Below are 24,589 nucleotides of genomic sequence, written 5' to 3' on the forward strand. Positions count from 1 at the left end.
CTTTTTGACACATAGAGGCTTGGAAATGAGAAAACAATGATTTTTTATCATTGGTGTCCCAATAATCTTACGCTTTAACCAAAGCCTGGATTTTTACCGGACACCAATGATTCGTAATTCGTAATTACATCCCCCTTATCCTCCTAATCCTCCCAGCATACTAAACGTAATCACGCTCAGTACAATAAGCGTAATCACTACATACAAATAATCTTTTTCCAGGAAGAAGGTTATAACGGAGAGGGTTATACGGATAATGGGAGTGGCAATTAAGAGCACAACGCCCAGTTGTATAATATCGCGGCCCTGGTTGGCGAGTACGCCTTTCAGGATACCGGGGAGGTTGTCGAGGCCCTCGCGGACGCCGGTGAAGGTGCGGTAGTCGGGAATTTCGTGGCCGTGGCGGTACAGGTAAATCATACCGCCGATGAAGACGATAATGCTGGAGGTAATGACCCCGATGCGCAGCTGCTTGCCTATCAGCTGCTGAATATCTTTATCTGCCCAGTAATGTTTTGAAAACAGTTGCTTCATCTTCTACAGTTTACCCATTGAACCATTATAAATCATCTGCAGCGCCAGGAAGGTGATGACAACGCTAAAGACTATACGTAACCATTTTGTATTGGCTTTTACCAGCAGCTTTGATCCGCCGAAAGCGCCGGCCAGTACGCCCAGCACAACGGGCATACATAAACCCGGACTGATATAGCCACGTTGCAGGTACACTACGGCACTTGCTGCAGCAGTAACGCCGATCATGAAATTGCTGGTTGTAGTGGATACCTTAAAGGGTATACGCATGATATTATCCATCGCCAGTACCTTGAGCGCACCGGAACCTATACCCAGCAATCCGGACATCACGCCGGCAAACATCATCATGAAATAACCGCCCGGTACATGTCTTACTTTATAGGCTACAGGACCTGCAGGCGTTGGATATGAGCCGTTCAGCTTCAGCTGCCGCGCCAGTTTGCTCACATCTTCATCAGTCGCCATTTCCATTTTCTTGCGCAAAGACATGACAGCAGAAAATATCAGCACGCAGCCAAAAATAATGGCCACCACATTTGTCGGCATATATACTGCCAGCAGTGCGCCTACCACCGCGCCGGTGGTAGTGGCTATCTCCAGGAACATGCCCAGCCGGATATTGGTAATTCCTTCCTTCACATAAGCTGCCGCAGAGCCGGAAGAGGTAGCAATAGACGCAATCAGCGCCGTTCCTATGGCGTAACGTATGTCCACATGAAATATCAGCGTCAGCAGCGGAATAATCACTACCCCGCCTCCCAATCCGGTTAACGACCCCAGTAGCCCGGCCAGAAAGGCCCCGCACAGCAGGATCAGGGTAAATACGATAATCGTCATAAGATGGTTTGGTTGGTTTATACCAGCAATTACAGGCTCTTTAAAACAGCTTTATCAATGGCTGATACCTGCAAAAGTAAGGGAGAATATGCTTCCAAACATCGGATAATCAAGGGTGATAGGTATAAAAACAAAAGCACAAATTCTATAGACAAATAGGCTATAATCCCGTTTTAATGTCCGTTTTTATCATCCTGAAAAAACTATCTCCGCACTGCCTTAATCAGAATCAATACCATCAAGGAATCCGGCTCCGGATTCTACCTATTCCCCGTCGGAATGGTAGGAAAATCCGGCACTAACAACTGCTGCAGCGCTGCATATCTGTCTGCCGGAAAAATTTTCTGAAAACCGGTAAAATATAATATACATGTATACCTGTTTTTATATGCATCCCGCAAAAACAGCGGTATCCGCCGCAGCATGAATCCGCCTTTTTAATGCCGGACTCTCTTTTACTGCCCTGTATGCGCATTAAACGGTAATCTATAAGTACCTTTGCTGTCTGATACTTAATTGAACTTTATGATAAAGGTGGGTGAGTTTAACCTGTTAAGGGTAAAAAAAGAAGCAGATTTTGGGGTTTACCTGGAAGGCGTAGACCAGGAAATACTGCTGCCAACAAGGTTTGTCCCGGAAGGAACTAAAGTAGGCGACGAGCTGAAAGTGTTTCTCTATCACGATTCAGAAAACAGGCTGATTGCCACCACCCAGGAACCCTACGGCGTTGTGGGCGACATCGTGAGCCTTAAAGCCGTAAGCACCACCCGTCAGGGGGCATTCCTCGACTGGGGTCTCATGAAAGACCTCTTCGTGGCACAGTCCCAGCAGCTTACCCGCATGGTGCCCGGCCAGGAATACCTGGTGAAGATCTACATCGATGAGCTGACAGGCCGCCTCGCGGCTACCGAAAAACTGGACCGGTTCCTCAGCAACGAACACCTCACCGTACAGGAAAAAGACCTGGTAGACCTCATCATCTACCGCCGCACCGATATTGGCTATGTAGTCATCATCAACAACCAGCACACCGGCATCATCCACCATAATGAACTGTTCCGCAGCGTGGAAACAGGCGATAAACTAAAAGGCTTTATCCGCCGCATCCGCGACAATAAAATAGACGTCATCCCCGGTCAGGCAGGCTACAAACGCGTAGAAGATGAAAGCGAAAAAATAATGCGCCTCCTCGCCGAAAACAACGGCTACCTTCCCTATCACGACAAATCCACTCCCGAAGAAATCCAGGAGTTCTTCGGCATGAGCAAAAAAACCTTTAAAATGACCATCGGCACCCTGTACAAGCAGCGGAAAGTGGAGTTTACGCAGACAGGAATTAAGAGCCTGGAGGATTGATGTAATTACGAATTACGAATTGCGAATTACGAATGTATAAGCGAAGAGCTAAACGAAGATTAAAGGTGATAACTATTAAGTATCTCTTTTAATCTTCGTTTAGCTCTTCGCTTATACATTCGTAATTCGCAATTCGTAATTCGTAATTACTTAAAAGCGTGTACTACCAGCCCCAGCTCAAAACTTCCGCTGGAATAATTTTTCAGCCCGCTGGTCTGCGTGGTATACATCGCCTGTATTCCCAATATGGATTTATAGTTGAAACCTACGCCGGCAGTGAAGTTACGGCTGGAGTGGTACATACCGAATACATTCAGGTATTCGTAGAGGAATACCAGATTGGCTCCGATATCTACCAGGCTTTCGTAGCCGCGAACACCGCGGAGAGTAGCTTTAGGTTCAATATGATTGAATATACCGTTTTCCAGGAAGAACCTGTAAGAGGCGGAGGCAAAAAAGGTGGAACCGTTAACGGTTCTGTCGTCCTCTTTGCGGAGCAGGTTCATCAGGTTGGGAGCTGCTGCCTGCAGGGTGAGGTTATGTCCCGTATAAGCCATACCGTAGTCGATCTCAAAGTAGTTATCGCGGCGGTTGAAAGCGTTAATGGCGGGATCGTTCATCTCTCCGTTAAGGCCCGACTTATCCAGGCGTTCGCTGTTGATACCCAGGGACAGCCCGAAGTGCAGGTAGTCTGTCTTCCTGTTGCTGAGCGGCAGGTGATACGCGTACGTAAAGGAGGCTTTGGTACGGTTAATCAACCCGGCTTTGTCGTTAAATACATTGATACCTCCCCCAACGCGGTCCCCGAAGTAGTAGTCCGCCGTAGCTGATTTGGTGACCGGCGCTCCCGGCATATCGGTCCATTGGCTGCGATAGGCAACATTGACGTGTAGTCCGCTGTCTATCCCGGCCATAGCGGGGTTCATCATGTACTGATTCTGGAAATACTGGCTGGTAAGAGGTTGTAGGGGCGTGGAGGTTTTTGACCAGTCCTGCGCAGTGGCAGCCAGACTGCCGGCAATTAATGCTGCCGAAACAGAAAAGATTCTGGCTATGGCTTTGCTCAGGGGCGCCCTGAAAGCAATACGCCTGCTCATTTCAATTAGGTATAGATGATACATGTATAGATAGATAAAAATTATCTGTTTATTGGGGCTTCCAGGGAATGGTTAAAATGGTGACATAAACCGGGGATAAAATTAATTAATAATTTCAATTATCCATGTGTTTCTTCTGACGGGGGTACGGCAGGAAAACTGATCAGGAAGCTGGTACCCTCTCCGGGCGTGCTTTCTACGCTGATCTCCCCTTTATGATTCAGGATAATATTTTGTGTGGCGGTGAGCCCCAGACCGGTACCTTTGGTTTTGCTGGTAAAGAACGGCTCAAACAATTTCGACAGGTTTTCTTTGGGAATACCGCTACCGGTATCGGTTATACGAACAAATACCTGTCCCTGCTCATGCCAGGTATGTATGCTGAGGGTGCCATCGCCGGCCCTCATAGCCTCTACGCCATTGATGATGATATTCAGCAGCGCTATCAGCAGCTTATCTTCATCGGCCATGATCTGTATATCCGGCTCACTCAGCTGCCGTATCACCCGGATATCGTGTAACTGCAGCCTGTCTGCAGCCAGCTGCAACGCTTTCCCTATCAATACATTCAACCCCTGTGGCAGCATGTTCAGTTCAAACATCCGGGTAGATTCCAGCAGTTCGGTTACCAGCTGGTTGATCCGGTGACAGTTTCGCTCCATGATGTCCAGGTAAAGCTGGGAGTCCTCTGTTTCAGCTATAGCATGCGTTTTCAGCTCGGATACAGCCAGCAGGATATTGGTGAGCGGGTTACGCACTTCGTGGGCAATTAACCGCGCAATACGGCCGGTAATCGCGAATTTCTCCTGCTGCTGTTTCTCGCGGGTCTTGCGCTTACGTTCGGTAACATCCTGGATGATGCAGAGGTACAGCTGCTTTTTTTCATCCAGCAGGGAGGCATTCACCAGCACATCCAGCGGCTGCCCTTCAGCACTGCGGAACACATATTCCTGCTGCACTACGCCCTGCTCGCTGCACAGCTGATCTATAAAAGCCTGTATATGAGAAGATTCCGCAAAAAGACCGCTCAGGTAACTGCTGTACAGGTTCGGCTCTTCATATTTCAGCAGTCTCACCGCAGCCGGATTCGCGGCCACTATTTTATGCTCACAGTCTGCCAGCAGAATGGCGTCGTTGGATTTTTCGAAGATGCTGAAATACCGCATCTCACTTTTTTCGATGGCACTCAGGTGGGCATATTTATCCAGCGTATAACGAACGGCCCGCTCCAGCAGGGAGGCGTTGATTTCGCTTTTTACAAGATAGTCGGAAGCGCCTGCCAGCATAGCTTCCTGGTCAATGCGGTAATCTCCCTTACCCGTAAAGATGATGACAGGAGCATTATACCCGATGTGGCGGAAATGATGCAGCACATCTATCCCTGTATGCGCCCCCAGGCGATAGTCTACCAGGTACAGGTCATGAATGCGGGATGCTATCAGCAGTAATGCTTCCTTGTAGGATGATACCCACTGCAGCACATATTGATCCGGTGAAATATCCTGTAATAATGCATTTACCAGGAAGAAATCATCTTCATCATCATCTATCATTAAAATGTGCTTCTTATTCATTACTGTCTGAAAGAATTTTTTGCCATCACCTCAAATACCGTGCGGAAAAAAAATCAGGTATCGATATGTGCGCTGGTATCCTTCAGTACAAGATTACGGCGGGGCATAAACCAGGCAGGGATCAGTGTGAGGATCAGTATCCACATGGAAATGTGGAATCCCTGCCGCAGCGCCAGGTGGTGGGAAACCGCATTACTGCTGCCTTCCAGCACATGCCGGTTGTAGGCATTCTGCGTAATGATAGCCAGCATGGCTATTCCGATGGCGCCGCCTACCTGCATCATCAGGGTGCTGACAGAAGAAGCCATCGTTACTTCCGATGGCCGCACCGCACTCAGCGTAGCAGCATTCAGCGGGGCCAGCACCAGCCCCATACCTACTCCCCTGACGGTCATGGTAACGAGTATCTGCCACATATTACTGCCTTTGTCCAGCAGGGCGAACATATACATGGAGATGGCCAGCAGTGCAATACCACACATCGTGATTTCGCGTGATCCGTGCTTGTCAGACCACTTGCCGGCAAAAGGCATCAGGGCAGCCATAAATACGGAGTTCGGCAATATCAGCAGACCGGACATTCCTTCTGAAAATCCCATCTGCTCCTGCAGCAGGAACGGCAGCAGAAACAGGCCGCCAAACAGGGCGGCAGCACGGGATATGGTGACCAGTATACAACTCACAAAAGCATAATTCGAAAAAAGATGCAGGTCGATAATAGGAGTATCTACCCGCCTGTCTATAACAATAAACACGATCAGCGCTGCAGCCGCTATCCCGAGTGTAACCAGTATTTCGGGAGATGATAACCCCAGTACTTCCGCACGGGCCACGCCATACTGCAAACATACCAGGAAGATAGTGAGCGCAGTGAATCCCGGCAGGTCAAAGGGGAGCTTCAGTTTAGGCTGACTCCTCAGCACGCCGAGATACCGGAACGCCAGAACAATGGTCAGTATCCCGATTGGCAGATTGATGTAGAAGATAGACGGCCAGCCAAACTGCTGGGTAAGCAGCCCGCCCAGCGTAGGGCCTACAGCAGGGCCTACCAGGTTGCCCAGCCCCCACCAGCCCAGCACTGTACCTCGCACCCGCGCCGGGTACACGTAGGAGATGATGGCCATGGAAGTAGGCGCCATCGCGCCGCCGCCCAATGCCTGCACTACCCGCCCGGTAAGCAGCGACGGCAGGTTGGTAGACAATGCACAGAGCAAAGAGCCCAGCGTGAAAAGGAAAACAGCGCCTACAAAAAGATTAAAGAAACCGATCCGGTTTTTCAGCCAGTTGGTCAGCGGCATGAGCACAGAAAAGCTGAGCATATAGGAAGTAATCACCCATTCAATTTCACTGAGTGTGGAATCGAACTGTCTGCTCATAACGGGCAGGGATATATTAACAATGCTGGAGTCTATCCCAGCCATAGTAGTACCCATGATGATTACGATCAGGATACCGTTCCGGTTAACATCTCTCATACCCTGTCTTTCATCATAAATATCAGCTGAGCCTTGGCTACCACCGGGTTAAGCGGGTTACAGTTGATCATAAACAAATAGGTGGCCAGTTCAGACAGCTGCCAGTCGGTGATCATCTCTCCGTCCTTAAAGCAGTAGATCTTTCTGAAGTTATAATTGACGGGTATCTGCAGGGAAGTACAGGCATGCATGGCTCTGTCCAGCGGTTCCTGTATCAGGGCAACTTCTGTATAACCCAGTTCCTTCATGATCTGGCTCGTTGTATACAGCAGCGGGGGATTGTTTAGCTGCGAAATCCTTTCTGTGGCAATCACTTCTTCCAGGTAATCAAAAAGTTTAAGCATGACCATTCTCATTTAGTTGTGAAAGTTGCTGAAACAATTCTTTTTCTTTTTCGGATAGTTTTTGCGGGATATGCACGATTGCTTTGATGTACAGATCGCCGGCGCCTTCCTTGTTATCATATGCCGGCATCCCTTTTCCTTTCAGGCGGAATACTTTGCCACTGTCTGTGCCGGCAGGAATATTCATATGCAGCGAAGCCCCCGGCGTAGGAATGGTCAGTTTTCCACCCAGAATGGCCGTATACAGTGGCAAGGCTACGTCGGCATAAATATCCCGGCCTTTCAGCTCATATTGCGGATGGGCTCCCAGGCTGATAGTGATCAGCAGATCACCGTTTTCACCGCCCTTGCGCCCCGGAGCGCCTTTGCCTTTCAGGCGTATTACCTGTCCTTCCTGTAAGCCCGGCTTCAGCTTGATGTTCAGCCGGCTGCCGTTGACTTCCACCTGCCGGGTGGCGCCGCTGTAGGCATCTTCCAGAGACACCTCCATCGTGGCCTGCACATCACGGCCACGGCCGGGTCCCTGCTGCCGGCGGCCTCCACCGGAAAAGCGGTTGCCAAACAGCTGCTCAAAGAAATCAGAGAATCCTTCTCCTCTGCCACCACCAAACATATCCTCCATATTCCCCTGATAGGTGTAACTGCCTTGCCTGCCACCCCCGTACTGCGACCAGTCAAAATCTTCCGGCCTCCCGCCATGCTGCTCATAATACTTATAATTCTCCCCGAACTGATCGTATTTCTTACGCTTCTCTTCGTCGCCCAGCACTTCATATGCTTCGTTGATCTCCTTGAATTTCTCTTCTGCAGCCTTATCCCCCTGGTTCTTGTCAGGATGATATTTTACGGCCAGCTTCCGGTACGCTTTCTTGATCTGATCCGCTGTTGCTGTCTTATCTACTCCTAATACCTTATAATAATCTTTTACGTCCATAAGTATACAACATGTGATGATTTAAACTTGTTCAGGCGGCTGAAAAGGTCACAAGAAATATACCGAAATAATTATGAATTACGAATTATGAATGATGAGTTGATGCGAAGATTTTAGCGAATAATTAAATATTTTCTTTGCTAAAATCTTCGCATCAACTCATCATTCATAATTCGTAATTCATAATTAAATTATTTCCTCGCATCCAGAATATTCAGCCTCAGCTCCTCCACAATATACTCCAGTGTCTTCAGGGCTTTTACGCTGTTGCCTGCATGGTCTAAGGGTGGGGAAAAGGCGGCAATGGCCAGTTTGCCGGGAACGATGGCGATGATGCCACCGCCTACACCGCTTTTGCCGGGCAGGCCGGTATGGTATACCCAACCGCCGGTGCTGTCGTAGAAGCCTTCGGTCATCATGGTCGCCAGAATTTTAGGGCAGAGGGCTTCGTCGATGACCGCTTCTTTAGTGACAGGGTTCACGCCATTGTTGGCTAATGTGCCAGCCATGATGGCCAGGTCGCGGGTATGGGAGCCATAGGAGCAGGCCCTGGTGTAGAGGTCTACGGATTCGCTGATATCGCCATAGAAACGGCCATAGGAATACAGCAACCACGCGATGGCTCTGTTATGCTGATTGGTGGCGGTTTCTGAAGCATACAGCTGTTCTATAACGGAGAGGCGGCGGCCGGCGAACTTAGCGATGATGTCGTCTATCTTTGTCCATTTCTCTGCGCTGCTGGCGGCAGGAATGAAACTGTTGGTAGCCATGGCGCCGGCATTGACCAGCGGATTTACTGCCCGCCGCGGATTCAGCTCCACTGCCATAACGGAATTAAACGGCATCCCCGTGGCATTCACCCCGATGCTGTCTTCAATAGCTTTGGCGCCGCGATCTCTCATGGCCAGCGCCAGCACAAATACTTTGGAAATGGACTCTATCCCGAATTCGAACTTGGTATCGCCCACCTCGTACACCTGCCCGTCGGCCGTACAGATGGCTATGCCGTATAGTTTGGGATCAATGTCTGCCAGGTAGGGAATGTAGCTGGCATTGGCGCCGCCGGTAGTGTTCCTGTATTTTTCATAGGCGGCATGCATCACTTCCCGGATACGCTTTTCAGACAGCTGTTTATCTTTCTGCGCCAGGGCCACACTGCCGGATAACAGTATACACATGCCCGTGAGCCATTGCAGCAGGATTTTTTTCATATGAAAAGATTAAAATTTATACACCATGGAGAAGCAGCCTTCCGCTGTCAGCAGATATCGTCACCGGGATGCATACCCGACATCCGGCAATCTTTCCTGCAGAGATAACGGTATCAGATAATTAATTACCTTGAAGATCAACAGATTAGGGCGCCTGCCTGTAGGTATAAGAACACGCCTGAACCGGAAAAGTTCAATCAGCAGAGAATTAAGGCGTATGCTTCCATGAAAGGGGTTAACACAGACAGCTACTCTCCCGGCGTATAGTTGGAAGCCTCATCGAGGATTTCATAGGTACGCAGCAGGGCCTGTACCTGCTGTACCATATGGGATAAGCGGTTTAGTTCCGCAGGCGTCAGCAACATCATGACATGATCCGCCGGAAGCGGCAGACAGATGGACTTTTCATTCAGTTCACGATGAACATCTCCATGATCACTCATCCGCACAACCATATCCGCAAAGCAGAAAAACTCATCTCCGGAAAGATTTACAACGCTGGTACCGAAAGCCAGCTGAATACCTTTACAATGGGGGCAACGGATCATATAACCGTTACTGCTGTGATACAAAGTCTGATAATTACACATAAAATCTTTGGGTTATAGTGCCTCCAGCGGCCCGGTTAAAGGCCGCTGTCAGGACTTGTTTCATCACTCTTTACTAAACATTGTGGTACAAACAACGGAGTTCTATGTATAGCTTATGATGTACTGACACAAAAGTATAATGATGAATCAAGGTAGCGGTGTCGGATCAGGAAAAGGATTTACGCAAAAAGGAAAAGTAAATAGTGTTAATTGCGAATTACAAATTGCGAATTACGAATGTAGCGCGGAGACATAAGCGGACAAAGGATTACGTCTTCAATTGCGATCATTTTTCATCTGTGCATGGCTATAAATAGGGAACCCGAAAGACTAAACGCGTCCTTCGGGTCATAGGATAATCAATATATTCTGTGTAATTATTCGCTAATATCTCCGCGCTTCATTCGCAATTCGTAATTCGTAATTCGCAATTTCTAAAAATCCAGCTTCTTCGATCCATCCATCTGAATAGCATAACGGAAACTTAGATAGCCTGTTTTATTATCTCTGTCGGGGTTAGCCGGACTATCTTTATAAACGCTGAGGATTTGTAGTTTGGCGTATTTTCCTTTGGCAGTTTTTATCAGGATGACACGCGGGAAGGTATAAACGATATGTGCCTTTTTAGGGTTGCCGGGGAACAGGGCGCCGGAAAAATCATAGAAGGCATAGCCGAAACCGGTGCCCATAAAGTGGTCCAGGCCAACATAATCATTTGTCATAAAATCAGTATCGGGGGATGTCACTGATTTTACATTCACGAAAGCCTCATCAAACAGGGCTTTGGGCACGGGTAATACTTTGGGGGTATTGTTGTTGTCATTGAAATACCGGGATTCTACGGAGGCATCGCGGAGCAGCAACAGCGCGCCTTTTCCCGGACCGCCGTTACCGGGGCTGTTAGCGGCGTTGCCATTGTTGGGCGCTACACTGCTGTTATAGATACCTGTGAAGGCAATATCCCAGCTGGCTGTTTGCGCCTGCGCCGCCGGTACTATCCTGTTTTCTTCCAGACTGTAATAAATGGTTCTGGCGCTGCCGGCGGAATTAGCTGCCGTGTCTGCCTGCATATTCACTACCGTGTACACGCCTGTTTTAACAGGCTCCCGGCCTTCCGTGCCTCCGCCAGGGGTGCCGGTGTTCTTGTTATCATCGCTTTTGGAACAGGCCGACAACATCATTATAACTGGAACGGATAAACGAAATATTGATCTCATAAAAATTATTTAGCAGGTGTAGTTAAATCGCGGCTGCCATTCTCCTGTACAAAGTACCGGATGGTGAAATACGGCGCAGGCCACATCAGATCAGTTACTGCAGGCGGGTTCCCCTTGTACATGCTGATCAGCTCCAGCTTGGCATATTTTCCCGCAGCCGTGCGTACAACAAAGGTGCGGTTGGGTATGGCGCGTGCCAGGTGGGTAGTCAGGCTATAAAAATACCATCCGCGGCTGGATGGAAGCGGGTAGCCGTCCCACCCGATACTCACCATATCGTTGGCCTGGAAATAGGCATCATCCGGTGCCGTAGTCACAGATTCATAGGGCTTGTCTAAATAGACCACCGCCCCTTTGCCTGTGCCGCCGTAACCCGGACTTTTAGTGCTCTTTCCGTTGTTGGCGACTACCATGGCATTGTACAACTCTGTAAAAGCCAGGTCCCAGCTGCTGCTTTTCAGGTTGGAAGCGCTGGTATCCCAGGATTGCTGCCCGGTTTTAAAGCTGAACAGAAAAGGCTTGAAAGGACGTTTCTCTTTACCGTCTATCCCATCGCCCACCGAAGCACGGGTATCGCCGGCCATATCATACACGACGGTACTTGTACCATCTTCATATCCCTGCCGGGTTACTTTATCTTCACTTTTCTTACAGGCAAAAAGGCCCGTCAGCAATATGAGTAGCAGTGTAAATTTCCTGTACATGACTATTGTTTTTTACTGTCTTTAAAAAAGCGCCAGCTGAGTCCGGCCATGACAATACGCCCCGGCTGTGCAGGCATGAGCATGTCCGTATAGCCGAGTACGTTATCGGCCGTCAGCTGTATGGATAGATGTCTGTTATATAATTTCTTTTCCAGGGAAGCAAACAGCAGGCAATAACTGTTCACAAATGTATCGTACCGGTCAATAAACCGGTTGCCGTTGGCATCATCGAAGCCGTATCTGCTGCGGTAGTTGAGGCGGAACGAGGCGGTTATTCCCCATGGGGCATACTCATAGAACATGCGCAGATTAAACATATGCCGGGAACGGTTTTCCAGTCCGAAATAATCTCCGGCAACGGACTTACGCGAATCGCCGGTGTTGTTGTTACGGATGGTTTTGTAAGGATACACGCCTGCCCTGATGGAATCTTTCACACCTTCGTCCAGCGCATACAGCAGCTGGTATCCGGCCGTAATATCCAGGCCGGTTAATGGTTTCCAGCCTATACTGGCTTCCAGTCCCTTCATCGTTACCCTGTCCAGGTTCATATAGGAAAACACCTGCTGATAATTCGTTTTCGTAGCTACCTGTATGGTGTTAATCAGGTGATGTACGTTATGGAAGAAACCGTTTACCTCTACGCTGACATTGGCAGGAATACTAACGGAAACGCCTATATTATAAGATACCGATTTTTCTGCCTGCAGGTTTTTACCGATGCGGTCTGCAACCTGTCGTATTTCACTGATCTGGCCGGCCTGCTGCATCTGCCGCAGCGCATCATCCAGTACGGCTGCGCCCAGCACAGTGTAGCCCTGTTGTGAATTGGTGAATATCTGATAGCGCTCCCGGAAATCGGGCGTCTTGAAACCTGTACCTACGGAGGTTTTCAGGGTAAGCCAGGAAACCGGCGTATAGCGGATGCCCGCACTGGGATTGAGCCGTCCGCCATAAGTATTATGATGATCATACCGGATGCCTGCCAGGGCATTGAATTGCTCATGTGGCTTCCAGTCTGCCTGCGTATAGGCAAAGAAGCCCTGCATATTGGCAGCATCGCGGTAGTTTTCATGACGCATCGTTTCCATAGTTCCGCCCGTGCCGCCGGTCAGGGACCAGCCGCCCCTGAAGTCGTGCGCAGCCTGGACTTCGCCGCGGTGGAGGTATTGTGTAAAGGTATGTTTCGCGTACGTTACACCGGCAGCCGGCAGCGTGGTCAGCTGATCTGAAGCATAACGGGTGATGTAATACTGCGTCTTCAGCCGGGTGCCGCCTGGCAGGTTATTATACATGATGACCGAAGCATTCATATCATCTTCCTTCATGGCATCCCTGCTGGTGTGCAGTTCATCCTTACCGTAGCTGTTCACCATTACAGAGCGCCTGCCGGCAAGCCTTCCGGCGAAACTGAAGGAGGTAACGGCATTCACTGCATACCTTGCTCTTCCCTGCAGCGTAACACTGTTATAGGGCGGAGCGGTAACGCCCCTGGTAAGGTAAGGGTTGACGGTGAAGCCGTCTGTATGATAAAAGTTGGCGGAGAGATAGGCAGCCCCTTTCCCTTTGTGCCAGGGAGTTTCGCCCTCCAGGGTTGCATCAGTATTGTTCAGGGAGCCATAGCGGAAAGATGCCAGCGCCTGCGGCGCTTTGATATGCTGGCGGGTGACGATGTTGACCACGCCGGCCAGCGCTTCGCTGCCGAACAGTGCCGACGATGCCCCCTTGATAATTTCAATGCGCTCTATATCGGAAACGGTTATACGCGAAAGATCAAAATCGCCGGTATTACGCCCGATCATAGGCTGCCCGTCAATCATTATCATCGTATAGGCGGCACTGAATCCCTGCATCTGCAGCCCCACAGCACGGGCGCCGCCCTTGATATCATTGACTACCGCCAGCCCCGTCTGCTCCCGCAGCACTTCATCCAGGCGGCGGCTCCCCATCATATCAAGGGTTTTACGGGTAATGACAGTTACCGGCATGGCAGTTTTTCCCGCTACGCTTTCGGGCGCTATACCGGCCGCTTTTACTTCAACGCCCTGCAGCTCGCGGACACGCTTGCTGCTATCAGCCTGACTCCTGGCGGAGAGGCTGATAATACATAACAGCAAGGTATATACGAAAGAAAGAATACGCATCGGGTAATGTTATTTATCAGGGTGTAACCGTAACCGGCTGCTCCAGTCCTATATAATTCTCATAAGCATAGTACCGGTCGTTCAATACAATACCATAAGCATAGGTAGCTGCCGGTATGGCTGCCGGAATTTTAAGTGTAACGGCCGTCTGCGTGTTGCCTATCACTTCTATACGCTGTGTTTCTCCCTGTGCATTCAGGATCAGCAGCGCTTCGGTGATAACACCCAGCCCCTGTGCCTTCAGCGTAAAGGTATCGCCGCGTTTCACGCGCAGCTGCCCGTAGTCTTCCAGTGCAGGTTCCGTATTCCTGACGTACAGGTCGGACTTACGGTTGATGGTGTAAATACCAGTTTCCAGCATCAGCGTATATCTGCCGGAGTCAATGGGAGCTGGATATTTATAGTAAATTCTTTCACGGGTAATGGAATCAATAGCCATCGGTATCTTCTTTCCTGCAGCGGATATCAGGGAAATATGCGTCTGAGCAGGATCAGGGATAACATACAGGGCAGACAGGTTGGTAGGAATTCCGGGGGTGATAAACTGATAGCCCATATCCGGTGTGTTGATAACGGGGTATGGTTGTGAAGAAACAATTCTTACTTTATAGGCGGTACTGTTACCGTTTTCCGCCGTAACGGCATAGTTGGTTCCTGATTTCAACGGTACTTTAATGCCGGTGGCCGGGCTGACAACCGCCTTTTCTGAAACGGTGATGACGGGCGTCATCTCAGCAGGCATCGGTTGTCCGAAGGGCCAGTAAATAATAATCTCGTTAGCTGTAATGGCTGCCTGTAAAGGATTACCTCCTGCATCCGCAAGCTGGAAGGAGGTAATCAGTGACCAGGGCAGCTTTTCACTTTCCTTTGTACAGGCCGTTACCAGCAATACCGGCAAGAGTATGGCCGCAATATAACGGGGAAGTATATATGTTCTGAAAATCGTCATTATGTATTAATTTTATCCGTATACCTGTACCGGCCGCCAGGGTGCTATACTTGTTCAGGGTGTTACACCATACCAGGGCCGGTACTTTTTTATTGCAGGCGCTGATAGTCGAATGATAAATAAGGAATAGGCTCAGTTCCTGTCGGGTTAGCCGGCATATCCTTATAGATGCTCAACATTTTAATTTTGTAGATCTCAGAAATCACAGTACCTACCTTTTTATAGGCAATGATAGTTCTGCCGGCTACCGGTAAAACCTTGTGATTATCATTGAAGAAATAGTTATACCAACCGGCATTTACCGAGTTGTAGCCCAGCTTGTTGCCGGTAGCGGCTGTAGAAGAAGATATCGCGTTGGTTGCGTTAATGCTGCCATAGGCGATATTGTCAATGTATGCCAGTATGAAATTGTTGACACCATTGATGTCCGCATTAAAATAACCGTTGAACTGCAGGGACCGGGAAGCGCTGAAAGCGGTTACGGTAGATTCAGTGCTCAGGCTGTAGTAAAACGGCGCCGGTGAGTTTGGCGGAATGATACTGTCGCTTTTCAGGTTTCTTACCTGGGCAGTATCTCCGGTATTGATGGTGCGTGACAGCAGGGTTACGCCTTCAGTAGCGGCACTTTTAGAGAGACTTACACCAGACTTGTCTGATGCAGGAGTTGTATTGTCTTTCTGACAGGAGGCAGCCAGCAGCGCAACTATCGCGAATGCTGCCATCCTTTTAAATAGATGGGTCATGTTTTCAAGGAATTTTTTGATAAATAATTACTGTTACGGGTGCGGGCCGTTACAGGTATGTCGGATAAGTTATTTAGTAAGTTGCTGAATAATAACAGGGTGGCTGAGCTTCACCGTTTTACTGAAGCTGGTAACCCGCAGGGTATATTTCCCCGAAGGCAGCCCCGTTGAATCTGCCGGGATCTCCGCGGAAAACCGTTTGTAATCTATCGGCATATTTGTTGGCGTCACCAGCTGAAACCCTTTACCGGCTTCATTCACCAGTGTCAGGAAAGTGATGTTGCTGTTCGGGATCAGGTTATCCCCGCTGATCGTAATATATAGTCCCTGTTGTTTCGGCCGGTGTTGTATTACCAGCGGATCGGCGGCAGCAGATACCTCCGTTGCTGCCGGAGCCGGCTGTTGCCCGTCTACCACCAGTTTATAGGATGTTGCATTGCCGCTTTTATCTTTTACGGTATATAATATATCTTCTTCCATCGCCATACGGAAAGGCCAGTTTTCGAGCAGTGTCCCACCTGCAGGCGTCACGGTAGCACCCGCCGGCACGGCTATTTCCGGCAGCAGTGATACCAGCGCCGTAAAGTAAGGGATATATACCGTAATGGTTTTCCTGCTATCGTTGATAACGCCTTCCACAGCGCCGTCGCGGGTATTGGTGACAGTAAACCGCAGCATGCGGTTCTCCGGCAACGGCGGCGCATCAGTTGTTTTTTTGCAGGCAGATAACAGTATGGAACATGCCGCTACATACAACATGGATGTTGCAATTGATTTTGTAAAATTCATTTTCGTATATTCATTAACGTTACACCAACAGTAATACAGTAGATACTGCTGTGCAGACAGTACCGGGTTGCTACCAGAATATTCTTTTACTTATTGTATGAAGCGGAGTAATTAAAATTGCATGGCAAAAATAGTTATCAGCGAACGAATTGCCTGATCCAATCGGGAAATTAAGTTACGCTATCGGGAACTACAGGCTGCGCAAGAGTTCACGCCAGGATTCCTGTTCCGGAATGCCCGGTTTACGTTTTCCGAAAAACTGTACAATCATCTCACCGGCTTCATCATATACTTCCATAGAAGTGACGCCGCCTTCTGCAGGCTTATCTACAATCCAGCACTGGGCTACATCCGCAGTTTTCAGATGCAGGTTAAAATCGGGATCCATGACGTTGATCCATCCCGGAATAGCTACTATCTTCTGTACAGGACCGGTATGTATTTCGATGTTACCATGATTACCAACGAACACCATAATTTCCTGCCCGGATGCGGCAGCGCCACGCAGCAGGGCATCTGCAGCCTGGTTATCCACTTTGCGGGTAAACACGCCGGCTGCGGCTTCTACCGCCTGCAGACGCTGTGCACGATGCTTCATCAGCATCGGGTAAAAATCATGCGTATCTTTCAGCGCTGCCCAGTCGGCCAGCAATGCTTCTTTATTAATGGCTGCCGTAGCGGGTATTGTTTTGCCGGCAGCTGCAAAGGTAACAGGCTCCTGCTGTACAGCTTCCAGATGCCTTGTCAACAGGGCATCCCAGGCGGTAATATCTGTTTCCGGCAATGCATATATCTTGATGATGGCATCTCCGGATGCATCAAATATCTGTATTGATTTTTTAAATCCTGCCGCGTCATCATTGTCCACGGCGAAACCCCAGGTCCATTTATTCAGGAACATGCGCAGGTCAATATCTTTTCCCAGTACAATACCCACATGTTTGTTGCTGGTATCTACCTGTTCAAATATGCCTTTACGTTCTATCACACAGCTTTCATTGCGGGTGAGCACCATCACACGCCCCAGTGCCGGCATACCGTTGATGAGGGAGCGGAAATCCGGCTGCAGCAATTTTACTGCCGTACCTATACAGGTGGCTACCAGGGCAGCTTCGCTGACCTGTAACGCTTTGGCAGCGTCACGGATGCGTACTTTCGGGTTGGCTGTCCGGTAGCTGTTCCATGCTGACCGGAGAGAAGAGATCGTTGTTTCCATGATATAATAAGTTTGAAGTTTCAGCGAAAGCGGGAATAACAATAGGATGATTACATTGCGGATGAACCAGCACCTGCACACCGATACCGAAGCAATGACGGATATGCGGTGCGGTGAGTACTTCCTGTACGGATCCTGCTACATGAACGCCGCCCTGGTGCAGGAATATCAGCTGATCTGCATAGGCAGCCGCCAGCTGAAAATCATGCAGCACGGCGATCACCAGCATACCATATTCAGTCAGCTTTTTTGCAAGCTGCAGCGCCAGCTGCTGATGACGTATATCCATTCCCGTTACTGGCTCATCGAGCAGCAACATTTTTTTTCCGGCTGTTGATTTTTCCAGCTGCGGCTTCTCCAGGAGCTGTGCCAGCACGCGTGCCATATGCACGCGTTGCTGCTGTCCTCCGGAAAGTGTTACCCAGGAGCGGCCTGCCAGATCAGCGACCTGCATGGTGTCCATGGCATAGTCAACAATGGCAGTATCCAGCTCCGGTGCAGCATGATGCACAAACCGGCCCATCTGTACTACCTCTCTGACCGTAAAAGCCAGCTGCAGTACCACCTGCTGCGACAGCACCGCGCGGCGTTGCGCCTGTTCCGCCACAGAGAATGATTGCAGCTGTTCGCCATGTAAGCGTATCTGACCGGTATAATGTCTGTACTCACCGGCCAGCACTTTGAGCAGGGTGGTTTTTCCGGCGCCGTTGGCGCCCATCACCACACACAGCTCTCCTGCCTTCGCCTGCAGACTGACATGCTGCAGAATGCGGCGCCCTCCCAGCGACAAGGAGATATTCTGAATATCCAGCATCATAATACCAGTTTTTTCTTTTCTTTCATAATCAGCCAGATGAAAAAAGGCGCGCCGATGATTGCCGTAACAATACCTACCGGCAGCTCAGCCGGCGCTATGATGGTACGGCATAACAAATCAGACAGCGTAATCAGTATCGCGCCACCCAATGCCGAACACGGAAACAGTATCCGGTACGACGGGCCTGTGAACTGCCGGATCATATGCGGCACTACCAGTCCCACAAAACCAATCACACCCGTCACCGCCACGCCCGCCGCCACCGCCAGTGTAGCCAGCAGCATCAGCTGCATTTTGAGCGATTGTACCCGTACGCCGCTATGCTGCGCTTCCCTTTCTCCCAAAGCAAAAACATTCATGGCCGGCGCCAGCCGCGGTAGCAATACCACCGGTAGCAGAATGAAAGGCATCACCACCAGCACCGTTTGCCAGGTAGCTGCTCCCAGGCTCCCCATCATCCAGAACACAATGCTACGCAGCTGTTCATTCGGCGACAGGTAGGTGAGCAGTCCGGTAAAGGCGGCGCACAGCGCATTCACGGCAATACCACCCAGCAGCATCATGGTTACCGATGATCCGTTAGCTGTGCGGGCGATACGGATGATGAGCCATGCCGCTGCAAATGCAGCCGCAAAAGCGGCGATATTCATTCCGTAATAATGCAGCCAGCCGTTGCCCGTCAATGCCGGCACCCACAGCTGCAGCGACAATACCAACACAGCCCCTACAGAAGCGCCGGAGCTGATACCTATCAGGCCGGGATCCGCCATCGGATTGCGGAAAAGCCCCTGCATCGCAGCGCCTGCCACCGCCAGTCCTGCACCGGTTAATACCCCCAGCAGTACCCGCGGAAGCCTTATCATCAGCAACACACCTTCCATAGCAGGATCGTAACTAACGGGAAGGGTTATATGAATTTTTTTCAGCAGGATGGCAACTACCTGCAACGGTGATATATGCATAGCACCGGTACCGGTGGCTGCAAGTATGACCATTATCAATACCAGCAACAATACACTCACTGCCCCGGCTTCTTTCCGGCGCTGCCACGGAGTGGTTACCAGCGCCATTTATCCGCTTATTTTCTGCGACAGTTCTTTAATGGCAGTGATGATACGCGGCCCGAAACCAGCCAGCAGCTGCCCGTCCATCACAATCACCCTTTTATTTCTGCCGGCGCTGGTTTGCGCCATCCCCGGCACTTTCAGCAATCCGTCTATACCTCCCATACTTTGCAGCCCGGTATCGAACAGTAATATCACATCCGGATTAGCTGCCACCAGGGATTCTGCGGTGAGCGGTTTGAAATCGGCGAAGCCGGTAGCGGCATTCGAAGCGCCTGCCAGGCCAATCATTTTATCCATCGGCGTAGCTGTGCCGGCTACCATCATCGTACCTGCGCCGCGGGCATAGATAAATAATACTTTCTTATGCTGAGGCGTCACGCGCAATGCCTGCTGCTGCTTGTCCAGCTGTGCACAAAGCGCTGTGCCCTTCTCCGGTACATGCATCGCTGCAGCTACCTGCGTGATGAGCTTTTTCGTTCCTGCCACAGAAAATTCCTGTTCTATAATAACATGAGGAATACCTACACTTTTGAACTGATCCAGCACGGCAGGTGTCAGAAAATTACTGGTGGCAATAATGATATCGGGCTGCAACGCCAGCACCGGCTCTGCGCTGATATTCCGGTTGTGACCTACCTTCGCCACCTTCTCCATCGCAACAGGATAAGTGCTCGTCACATCCACACCCACTATCTGTTTTTCAAAACCGAGCGCGCACAATACTTCTGTAATAGCGCCATTCAGCGATACAATTCTTTTATAGGCTGTTTGTGCGGAGGCGTTTACCACTACGCACACGAAAGCCAGGAGCAGCAGACTGCTTCTTAATTTCAGAGACATGTTCAGATAATTTTTTGAATTGGTATTCAGGAATTAAAGAGATAAAATGGCAACCCTATCCCGGGATAGGGCGGCCATCGGCCTACAGGAACAATCTTTACTCCGCCATGTTCCTGCAGGTTAAGCTGGAAAGGGCATATAATTCCCCTCCTGGCATATTCTTCTTTCAAAAAATATGACCAAAATATCTTTATCTGTTTAAAGAGATGATGATTTACCGCGTCCATCACGGGTTAATGAGAAGGATAGCGGTAGTATTGGCGGCGGAGTAATTTTATCGGAAACAAATCTACGTCATAAAAATGTAATGAGTTTATCGAATCGGGAAAAAAAATGACAATTCGGGAAAATCTGAAAAAAATTAGTTCGTACTGCAACCAATTTGTTTTTCCGGTGTTAAGAATCGGAACAAAATAAATTCTACTCATGGACTGGGACGAACTACTGGACCCTTTGTCGCCATTTAATCGGGAAACTATGCAGGAGCAGATCAAAATTGTAAACGTACAGGACGGACTGATAGCAGCCGCCAAAAAGCTGGCTGCGGAAAATTATCCGGCGGTGGGTAATATGCAGCCGGGAACAAGGAGCGTATTGGAAACAGTCATTATTAAACACGCCGTAAAAATGGCGGTGGACATGCATGACGCCATCACCGGCAATTCCACGGAATGAGAAAAAATAAAGTCAGCTGTAAAACCTGTTAACAAATGCCAACAGCTATTCCGTTCTGAACACCATCCTTTTCATATTAATGCCGGCAACGATGCCATAACCACGCTCTACATTGGTAAATACCCGTACCGGTTCGGTAATGATATTTCCATTATTGATGGTTTGCGCCCTCGTAGTCAGGAAATACTGATAGGAATTATGCGTCAGTGAACTTACCTCCAGCATCAGGTACTGGCTGGTAATGGGTTCCTGTGTTTCAAGCACAAACAGTAAACGTTTGCCGTTGAAACGTTCATCATTGATGATAAGACTGGTAGTATAGTTATTGTCCAGCAGGTTATTGCTGAAAGCCGGGTCCAGCCTGAAAGACCGCATAGATACCGGCTGCATCTCGTCATTGCACACGAATAACCGGAAACGGTAGTAATCTTTACCACCGGGATTATCATCCAGCGTGAATCTTATCCTGCTGCTGGTACGCACTGCTCCCGGTTCTGAGGCCGCCGGCGCCGGCGGCAGGGTATCTCCCGCTGTCACCGGATCCAGCTTGCCGGAAGCAACCCGGATAGTATATTTCTTTCCCCGCTCCGCCTTTCCGGCGGTAACGAAAAAGGTCTGTCCTTTAATCACCTGCTGCACCGGAGCGGGCATGGGCGTTCCATCCTGATCGATGGATACCGCTGCATTCTTTATTTCCTCAAAGCCGCTGTCATCATACACATTGGAAGGAACGCTGCGCGTCACCCGGATGTAGATGACGCTATCCGGCTGTATCAGGCTGTTCACCACTATTTTATCGCCTTCATAAGGCAGACTGATATTCACCCGTTTTTCACAGGAAGTTAAAAGGGCTACTAACAGTAACGCGTAAACGAAGATACTTTTCATACACCTCTTTTAAAATTTTATAGCATATGTTATACTAGGCAGGAAAGGCAATACAGATACCTTGGAGAGGTAGCGCTGCTTTTCTGCATCATCTCTTTTGATATAGTAGTAAAAGGGATTGGGCTGGTTATATACGTTATACACGCTGAGGTTCCAGCTTTTGCGCCAGTATTTTTTCTGTTTGGTATACGTAATGCCTACATCCAGCCGGTGTACATTTTCTGTACGGTAATTGTAACGGCTGTCATACCGGTCACGGGTATGGCTTTCCTCTCCAAACCCCGGATCCCAGGGAGACGGGGACTCAATACCGCTGTAACTTGATACCGGCAATGTCATCGGTGCACCTGTAGTAAAATGCCAGGATGCAGACAGCTCCCAGTGTTTACCCAGCTTCTGCGACAGGATGATTTCCAGGTCGTGCCGGTGATCATATTTATAAGGGAAGATCTGATCGTTGTTGATACCGGGGAAACGGCGCGTACTCCATGCCAGCGTATAACCGATCCAGCCGGTAGTACTTCCCTTCTGCTTGCGGATCATAGCTTCACCGCCATAACTCCAGCCTTTACCGATGGTAACCTTTTCATCCCAGCGCGTTATTTCCACGTTGGTGGTGGCAGACAGGTCCGTATATTCGATCATGTTATACATGGACTTGAAATAGCCTTCCATCGAGAACTCAAACATATTGTTCCGGGTAGTTTTGGCTATCCCCAACGCCACCTGCCGGGAATACATCGGCGCCACACGCTGGGTAGACGGCACCCATATATCAGTTGGCAGCGAAGGCGCGCTCCTCGATAACAGGTGAATATACTGGTTCATATGGGTATAGGAGCCCTTTACCGCCCAGTTTCTGGGCAGCATGTAACGCACTCCCAGCCGGGGTTGCAGCGAATTGTAAAAACGCCCTTCCACCAGGAAGCCGGAAGCATGCACCCCTATATTGACAAACAGCCCGGTACTCAGCCGCCAGTCATCTTCCGCATACAGCAGGAATTCCATTCCCTTTACTTTCAGGCCGCTGCCGGTAGTATCCAGCGGTTTGATGTTATTCTCCTTTTCCTCGAAATCCAGTACACCGGGCTGAAACAGGTGCCCCACTACCGCTCCGCCGAAACGGAAAGAATGCTGCGGGTCTGGCCGGTAGTCGAAATCCATTTTCAGGCTGGTATTCTGCATACGCGAATAATAGGTAGTATTCTGATCCACCTGTTCTCCGGTAGCCTGCCGGCCATATTTAATACCATATTCCGTCAGAAAGGAATACTGGGAATAATTGATGGTGGTATTGGAAAACAGCCGCGGATTATAAATATGATTCCAGCGCAATGCCCCGATAGTATTACCCCAGCTGAATTTCAGGCGGCTGGATTCCACTACGCGGCCGCTGAGATCCGGAACGGGTAAGGTATCCGGCGCCAGTTTCAGGAGAAAATTATCTTCTCCTTTATAGATGCTGAAATAGATGCGGTCTTTAGGAGAGAAGATGTGATTGATTTTTGCATTCACATCATAGAAATAGGCGTACAGTGCGCCTTCCCGGCCCAGGTCATCATCGGAGCGGAGCATCGTATTATATACCAGGTCCGGATAGGAGCGGCGGGCAGAAACGATGAAAGATGTTTTATCCTTAATGATAGGGCCTTCCACATTTACCTTGGCAGAGATTAACCCGATAGCCACATCTCCGTGGTAATGCTTCATATCTCCGTCTTTCAGTGTAATATCCACCACAGATGACAGGCGGCCTCCGAAACGTGCCGGGAAAGCGCCTTTATACAGGTCGGTGGATTTCACTATTTCTGTGTTCAGCAGGGAATATACACCGAAGAAGTGAGAGAAATTAAATACCGTTGAGCCATCCATCAGGATGAGATTCTGATCCGGACTACCGCCGCGCACATGCAGGTTGCCGGCGCCGTCCATACCACCACTTACGCCGGGCATGGATTGCAGCGTTCGCATCACATCCGATTCTCCCAGTAACTTAGGCATGGATTGCATGGCAGACAAGGGCAGGGTTATCTTGCTCATCTGGGTTTCATCCTGCAGTTTATTATCGGAAGCGTTAACGACTACTTCTTTCAGGTTGGCCACAGGCTGCAGCGATACCATCACAATTCTGTCGCCCCGTTCTGAAACCGGCAGCAATACCGGTTCATAGCCGATATATGAAACAATGAGGCTGTTGGTATCCTTCACAGTGGTAAAACTGAAATAGCCGTATTGATTGGTGGTAGTGCCCTGTTTCAGTGCAGGCGAGTAGATAGTGGCGCCGGGAAGTTTTTCGCCGCTGCGGCCATCCTGTACATAACCGCTGATAGTGCGGGTGGTGCGTATGATCTGTTGCAGTACAATCTGATCTCCGACACGGGTGAATCTGATATTTTCAGGCGCAAAGACTTCCTCCAGCACACCTTTGAGGCGCTGACGGTACGCTGTAACTGTAACTTTACGGGATAAGTTAACAAGTTCCCTGCTATATGAAAAATGGATGCCGTATTCCTTCTCCAATATTTCACACACAACCCGCATAGGTTGATCCTTTACTATCACTGTAACTCTTGTTTGCCAATCCC

23 protein-coding genes are annotated in these 24,589 nt (G+C 49.5%); 2 read left to right on the plus strand and 21 right to left on the minus strand.

Annotated elements, in window-relative coordinates:
- Positions 1 to 135 precede the first annotated feature (135 nt).
- Together GWG06_RS27645 and GWG06_RS27650 are read right to left on the minus strand one after the other, a co-directional pair.
- The gene (locus GWG06_RS27645) at positions 136 to 534 is read right to left on the minus strand and encodes a DUF1634 domain-containing protein (protein WP_127044122.1); all 399 of its coding nucleotides are present in this window, start codon (positions 532 to 534) and stop codon (positions 136 to 138) included.
- Between the two features lie 3 nt (positions 535 to 537).
- Positions 538 to 1,374 carry a sulfite exporter TauE/SafE family protein gene (locus GWG06_RS27650; RefSeq protein WP_127044121.1) on the minus strand — a complete coding sequence of 279 codons (837 nt, stop codon included), beginning with the start codon at positions 1,372 to 1,374 and terminating at the stop codon, positions 538 to 540.
- A gap of 525 nt (positions 1,375 to 1,899) precedes the next feature.
- Here GWG06_RS27650 and GWG06_RS27655 point away from each other — a divergent pair.
- The gene (locus GWG06_RS27655; protein ID WP_160717625.1) at positions 1,900 to 2,730 is read left to right on the plus strand and encodes a CvfB family protein; all 831 of its coding nucleotides are present in this window, start codon (positions 1,900 to 1,902) and stop codon (positions 2,728 to 2,730) included.
- A gap of 146 nt (positions 2,731 to 2,876) precedes the next feature.
- On the opposite strand, the gene GWG06_RS27660 is transcribed toward GWG06_RS27655, so the two are convergent.
- From GWG06_RS27660 to GWG06_RS27740, 17 genes are all read right to left on the minus strand, one after another.
- Complete coding sequence (locus tag GWG06_RS27660; RefSeq protein WP_160717626.1) at positions 2,877 to 3,827, minus strand: PorP/SprF family type IX secretion system membrane protein; 951 nt, start codon at positions 3,825 to 3,827, stop codon at positions 2,877 to 2,879.
- Between the two features lie 119 nt (positions 3,828 to 3,946).
- A complete protein-coding gene (locus tag GWG06_RS27665; RefSeq protein ID WP_160717628.1) occupies positions 3,947 to 5,401 on the minus strand; it encodes an ATP-binding response regulator in 1,455 nt (484 codons plus the stop codon).
- 53 nt (positions 5,402 to 5,454) lie between these two features.
- On the minus strand, positions 5,455 to 6,876 hold the full coding sequence (locus GWG06_RS27670; protein ID WP_160717630.1) for a DHA2 family efflux MFS transporter permease subunit: 1,422 nt from the start codon (positions 6,874 to 6,876) through the stop codon (positions 5,455 to 5,457).
- On the minus strand, positions 6,873 to 7,220 hold the full coding sequence (locus GWG06_RS27675; protein WP_160717632.1) for a hypothetical protein: 348 nt from the start codon (positions 7,218 to 7,220) through the stop codon (positions 6,873 to 6,875). Before GWG06_RS27675 ends, GWG06_RS27670 begins: the two co-directional genes overlap by 4 nt.
- Complete coding sequence (locus GWG06_RS27680) at positions 7,213 to 8,154, minus strand: DnaJ C-terminal domain-containing protein (protein WP_160717634.1); 942 nt, start codon at positions 8,152 to 8,154, stop codon at positions 7,213 to 7,215. Before GWG06_RS27680 ends, GWG06_RS27675 begins: the two co-directional genes overlap by 8 nt.
- A 191-nt stretch (positions 8,155 to 8,345) precedes the next feature.
- Complete coding sequence (glsA, locus tag GWG06_RS27685) at positions 8,346 to 9,365, minus strand: glutaminase A (RefSeq protein WP_202183141.1); 1,020 nt, start codon at positions 9,363 to 9,365, stop codon at positions 8,346 to 8,348.
- 248 nt (positions 9,366 to 9,613) lie between these two features.
- Entirely contained in the window at positions 9,614 to 9,955 is a 342-nt protein-coding gene (locus GWG06_RS27690) for a DUF6686 family protein (protein WP_160717636.1), read from the minus strand.
- Positions 9,956 to 10,389: 434 nt separating this feature from the next.
- Entirely contained in the window at positions 10,390 to 11,172 is a 783-nt protein-coding gene (locus GWG06_RS27695) for an HmuY family protein (RefSeq protein WP_160717638.1), read from the minus strand.
- A gap of 5 nt (positions 11,173 to 11,177) precedes the next feature.
- Positions 11,178 to 11,876 (minus strand): HmuY family protein, encoded by a 699-nt coding sequence (locus GWG06_RS27700; RefSeq protein WP_160717640.1) that lies wholly within the window; start codon positions 11,874 to 11,876, stop codon positions 11,178 to 11,180.
- Positions 11,877 to 11,878: 2 nt separating this feature from the next.
- A complete protein-coding gene (locus GWG06_RS27705) occupies positions 11,879 to 14,020 on the minus strand; it encodes a TonB-dependent receptor plug domain-containing protein (RefSeq protein WP_160717642.1) in 2,142 nt (713 codons plus the stop codon).
- Positions 14,021 to 14,036: 16 nt separating this feature from the next.
- Positions 14,037 to 14,969 carry a hypothetical protein gene (locus tag GWG06_RS27710; RefSeq protein WP_160717644.1) on the minus strand — a complete coding sequence of 311 codons (933 nt, stop codon included), beginning with the start codon at positions 14,967 to 14,969 and terminating at the stop codon, positions 14,037 to 14,039.
- Between the two features lie 89 nt (positions 14,970 to 15,058).
- Positions 15,059 to 15,712, minus strand: coding sequence for a hypothetical protein (locus GWG06_RS27715; protein WP_127037725.1), 654 nt, complete (start codon positions 15,710 to 15,712; stop codon positions 15,059 to 15,061).
- Between the two features lie 69 nt (positions 15,713 to 15,781).
- A complete protein-coding gene (locus tag GWG06_RS27720) occupies positions 15,782 to 16,471 on the minus strand; it encodes a hypothetical protein (protein ID WP_160717646.1) in 690 nt (229 codons plus the stop codon).
- Between the two features lie 220 nt (positions 16,472 to 16,691).
- Complete coding sequence (locus GWG06_RS27725) at positions 16,692 to 17,717, minus strand: hemin-degrading factor (protein WP_160717648.1); 1,026 nt, start codon at positions 17,715 to 17,717, stop codon at positions 16,692 to 16,694.
- On the minus strand, positions 17,641 to 18,534 hold the full coding sequence (locus GWG06_RS27730; RefSeq protein WP_160717650.1) for a heme ABC transporter ATP-binding protein: 894 nt from the start codon (positions 18,532 to 18,534) through the stop codon (positions 17,641 to 17,643). Before GWG06_RS27730 ends, GWG06_RS27725 begins: the two co-directional genes overlap by 77 nt.
- Positions 18,531 to 19,604: a FecCD family ABC transporter permease gene (locus GWG06_RS27735; RefSeq protein WP_160717652.1), complete on the minus strand. Its 1,074-nt coding sequence runs from the start codon at positions 19,602 to 19,604 to the stop codon at positions 18,531 to 18,533. The genes GWG06_RS27730 and GWG06_RS27735 overlap by 4 nt, the downstream gene beginning before the upstream one ends.
- The gene (locus GWG06_RS27740; RefSeq protein ID WP_235938570.1) at positions 19,605 to 20,441 is read right to left on the minus strand and encodes a heme/hemin ABC transporter substrate-binding protein; all 837 of its coding nucleotides are present in this window, start codon (positions 20,439 to 20,441) and stop codon (positions 19,605 to 19,607) included.
- Positions 20,442 to 20,867: 426 nt separating this feature from the next.
- Between GWG06_RS27740 and GWG06_RS27745 the strand changes: the two genes are divergently transcribed.
- Positions 20,868 to 21,116, plus strand: a complete 249-nt coding sequence (locus tag GWG06_RS27745) for a hypothetical protein (protein WP_127037736.1) — start codon at positions 20,868 to 20,870, stop codon at positions 21,114 to 21,116.
- 45 nt (positions 21,117 to 21,161) lie between these two features.
- On the opposite strand, the gene GWG06_RS27750 is transcribed toward GWG06_RS27745, so the two are convergent.
- Complete coding sequence (locus GWG06_RS27750; protein ID WP_160717654.1) at positions 21,162 to 22,004, minus strand: DUF4249 domain-containing protein; 843 nt, start codon at positions 22,002 to 22,004, stop codon at positions 21,162 to 21,164.
- A 9-nt stretch (positions 22,005 to 22,013) separates the two neighbouring features.
- On the minus strand, positions 22,014 to 24,545 hold the full coding sequence (locus tag GWG06_RS27755) for a TonB-dependent receptor (protein WP_235938572.1): 2,532 nt from the start codon (positions 24,543 to 24,545) through the stop codon (positions 22,014 to 22,016).
- Positions 24,546 to 24,589: the final 44 nt, after the last annotated feature.

The sequence above is a fragment of the Chitinophaga solisilvae genome (assembly GCF_009928525.1).
GTDB lineage: Bacteria > Bacteroidota > Bacteroidia > Chitinophagales > Chitinophagaceae > Chitinophaga > Chitinophaga solisilvae.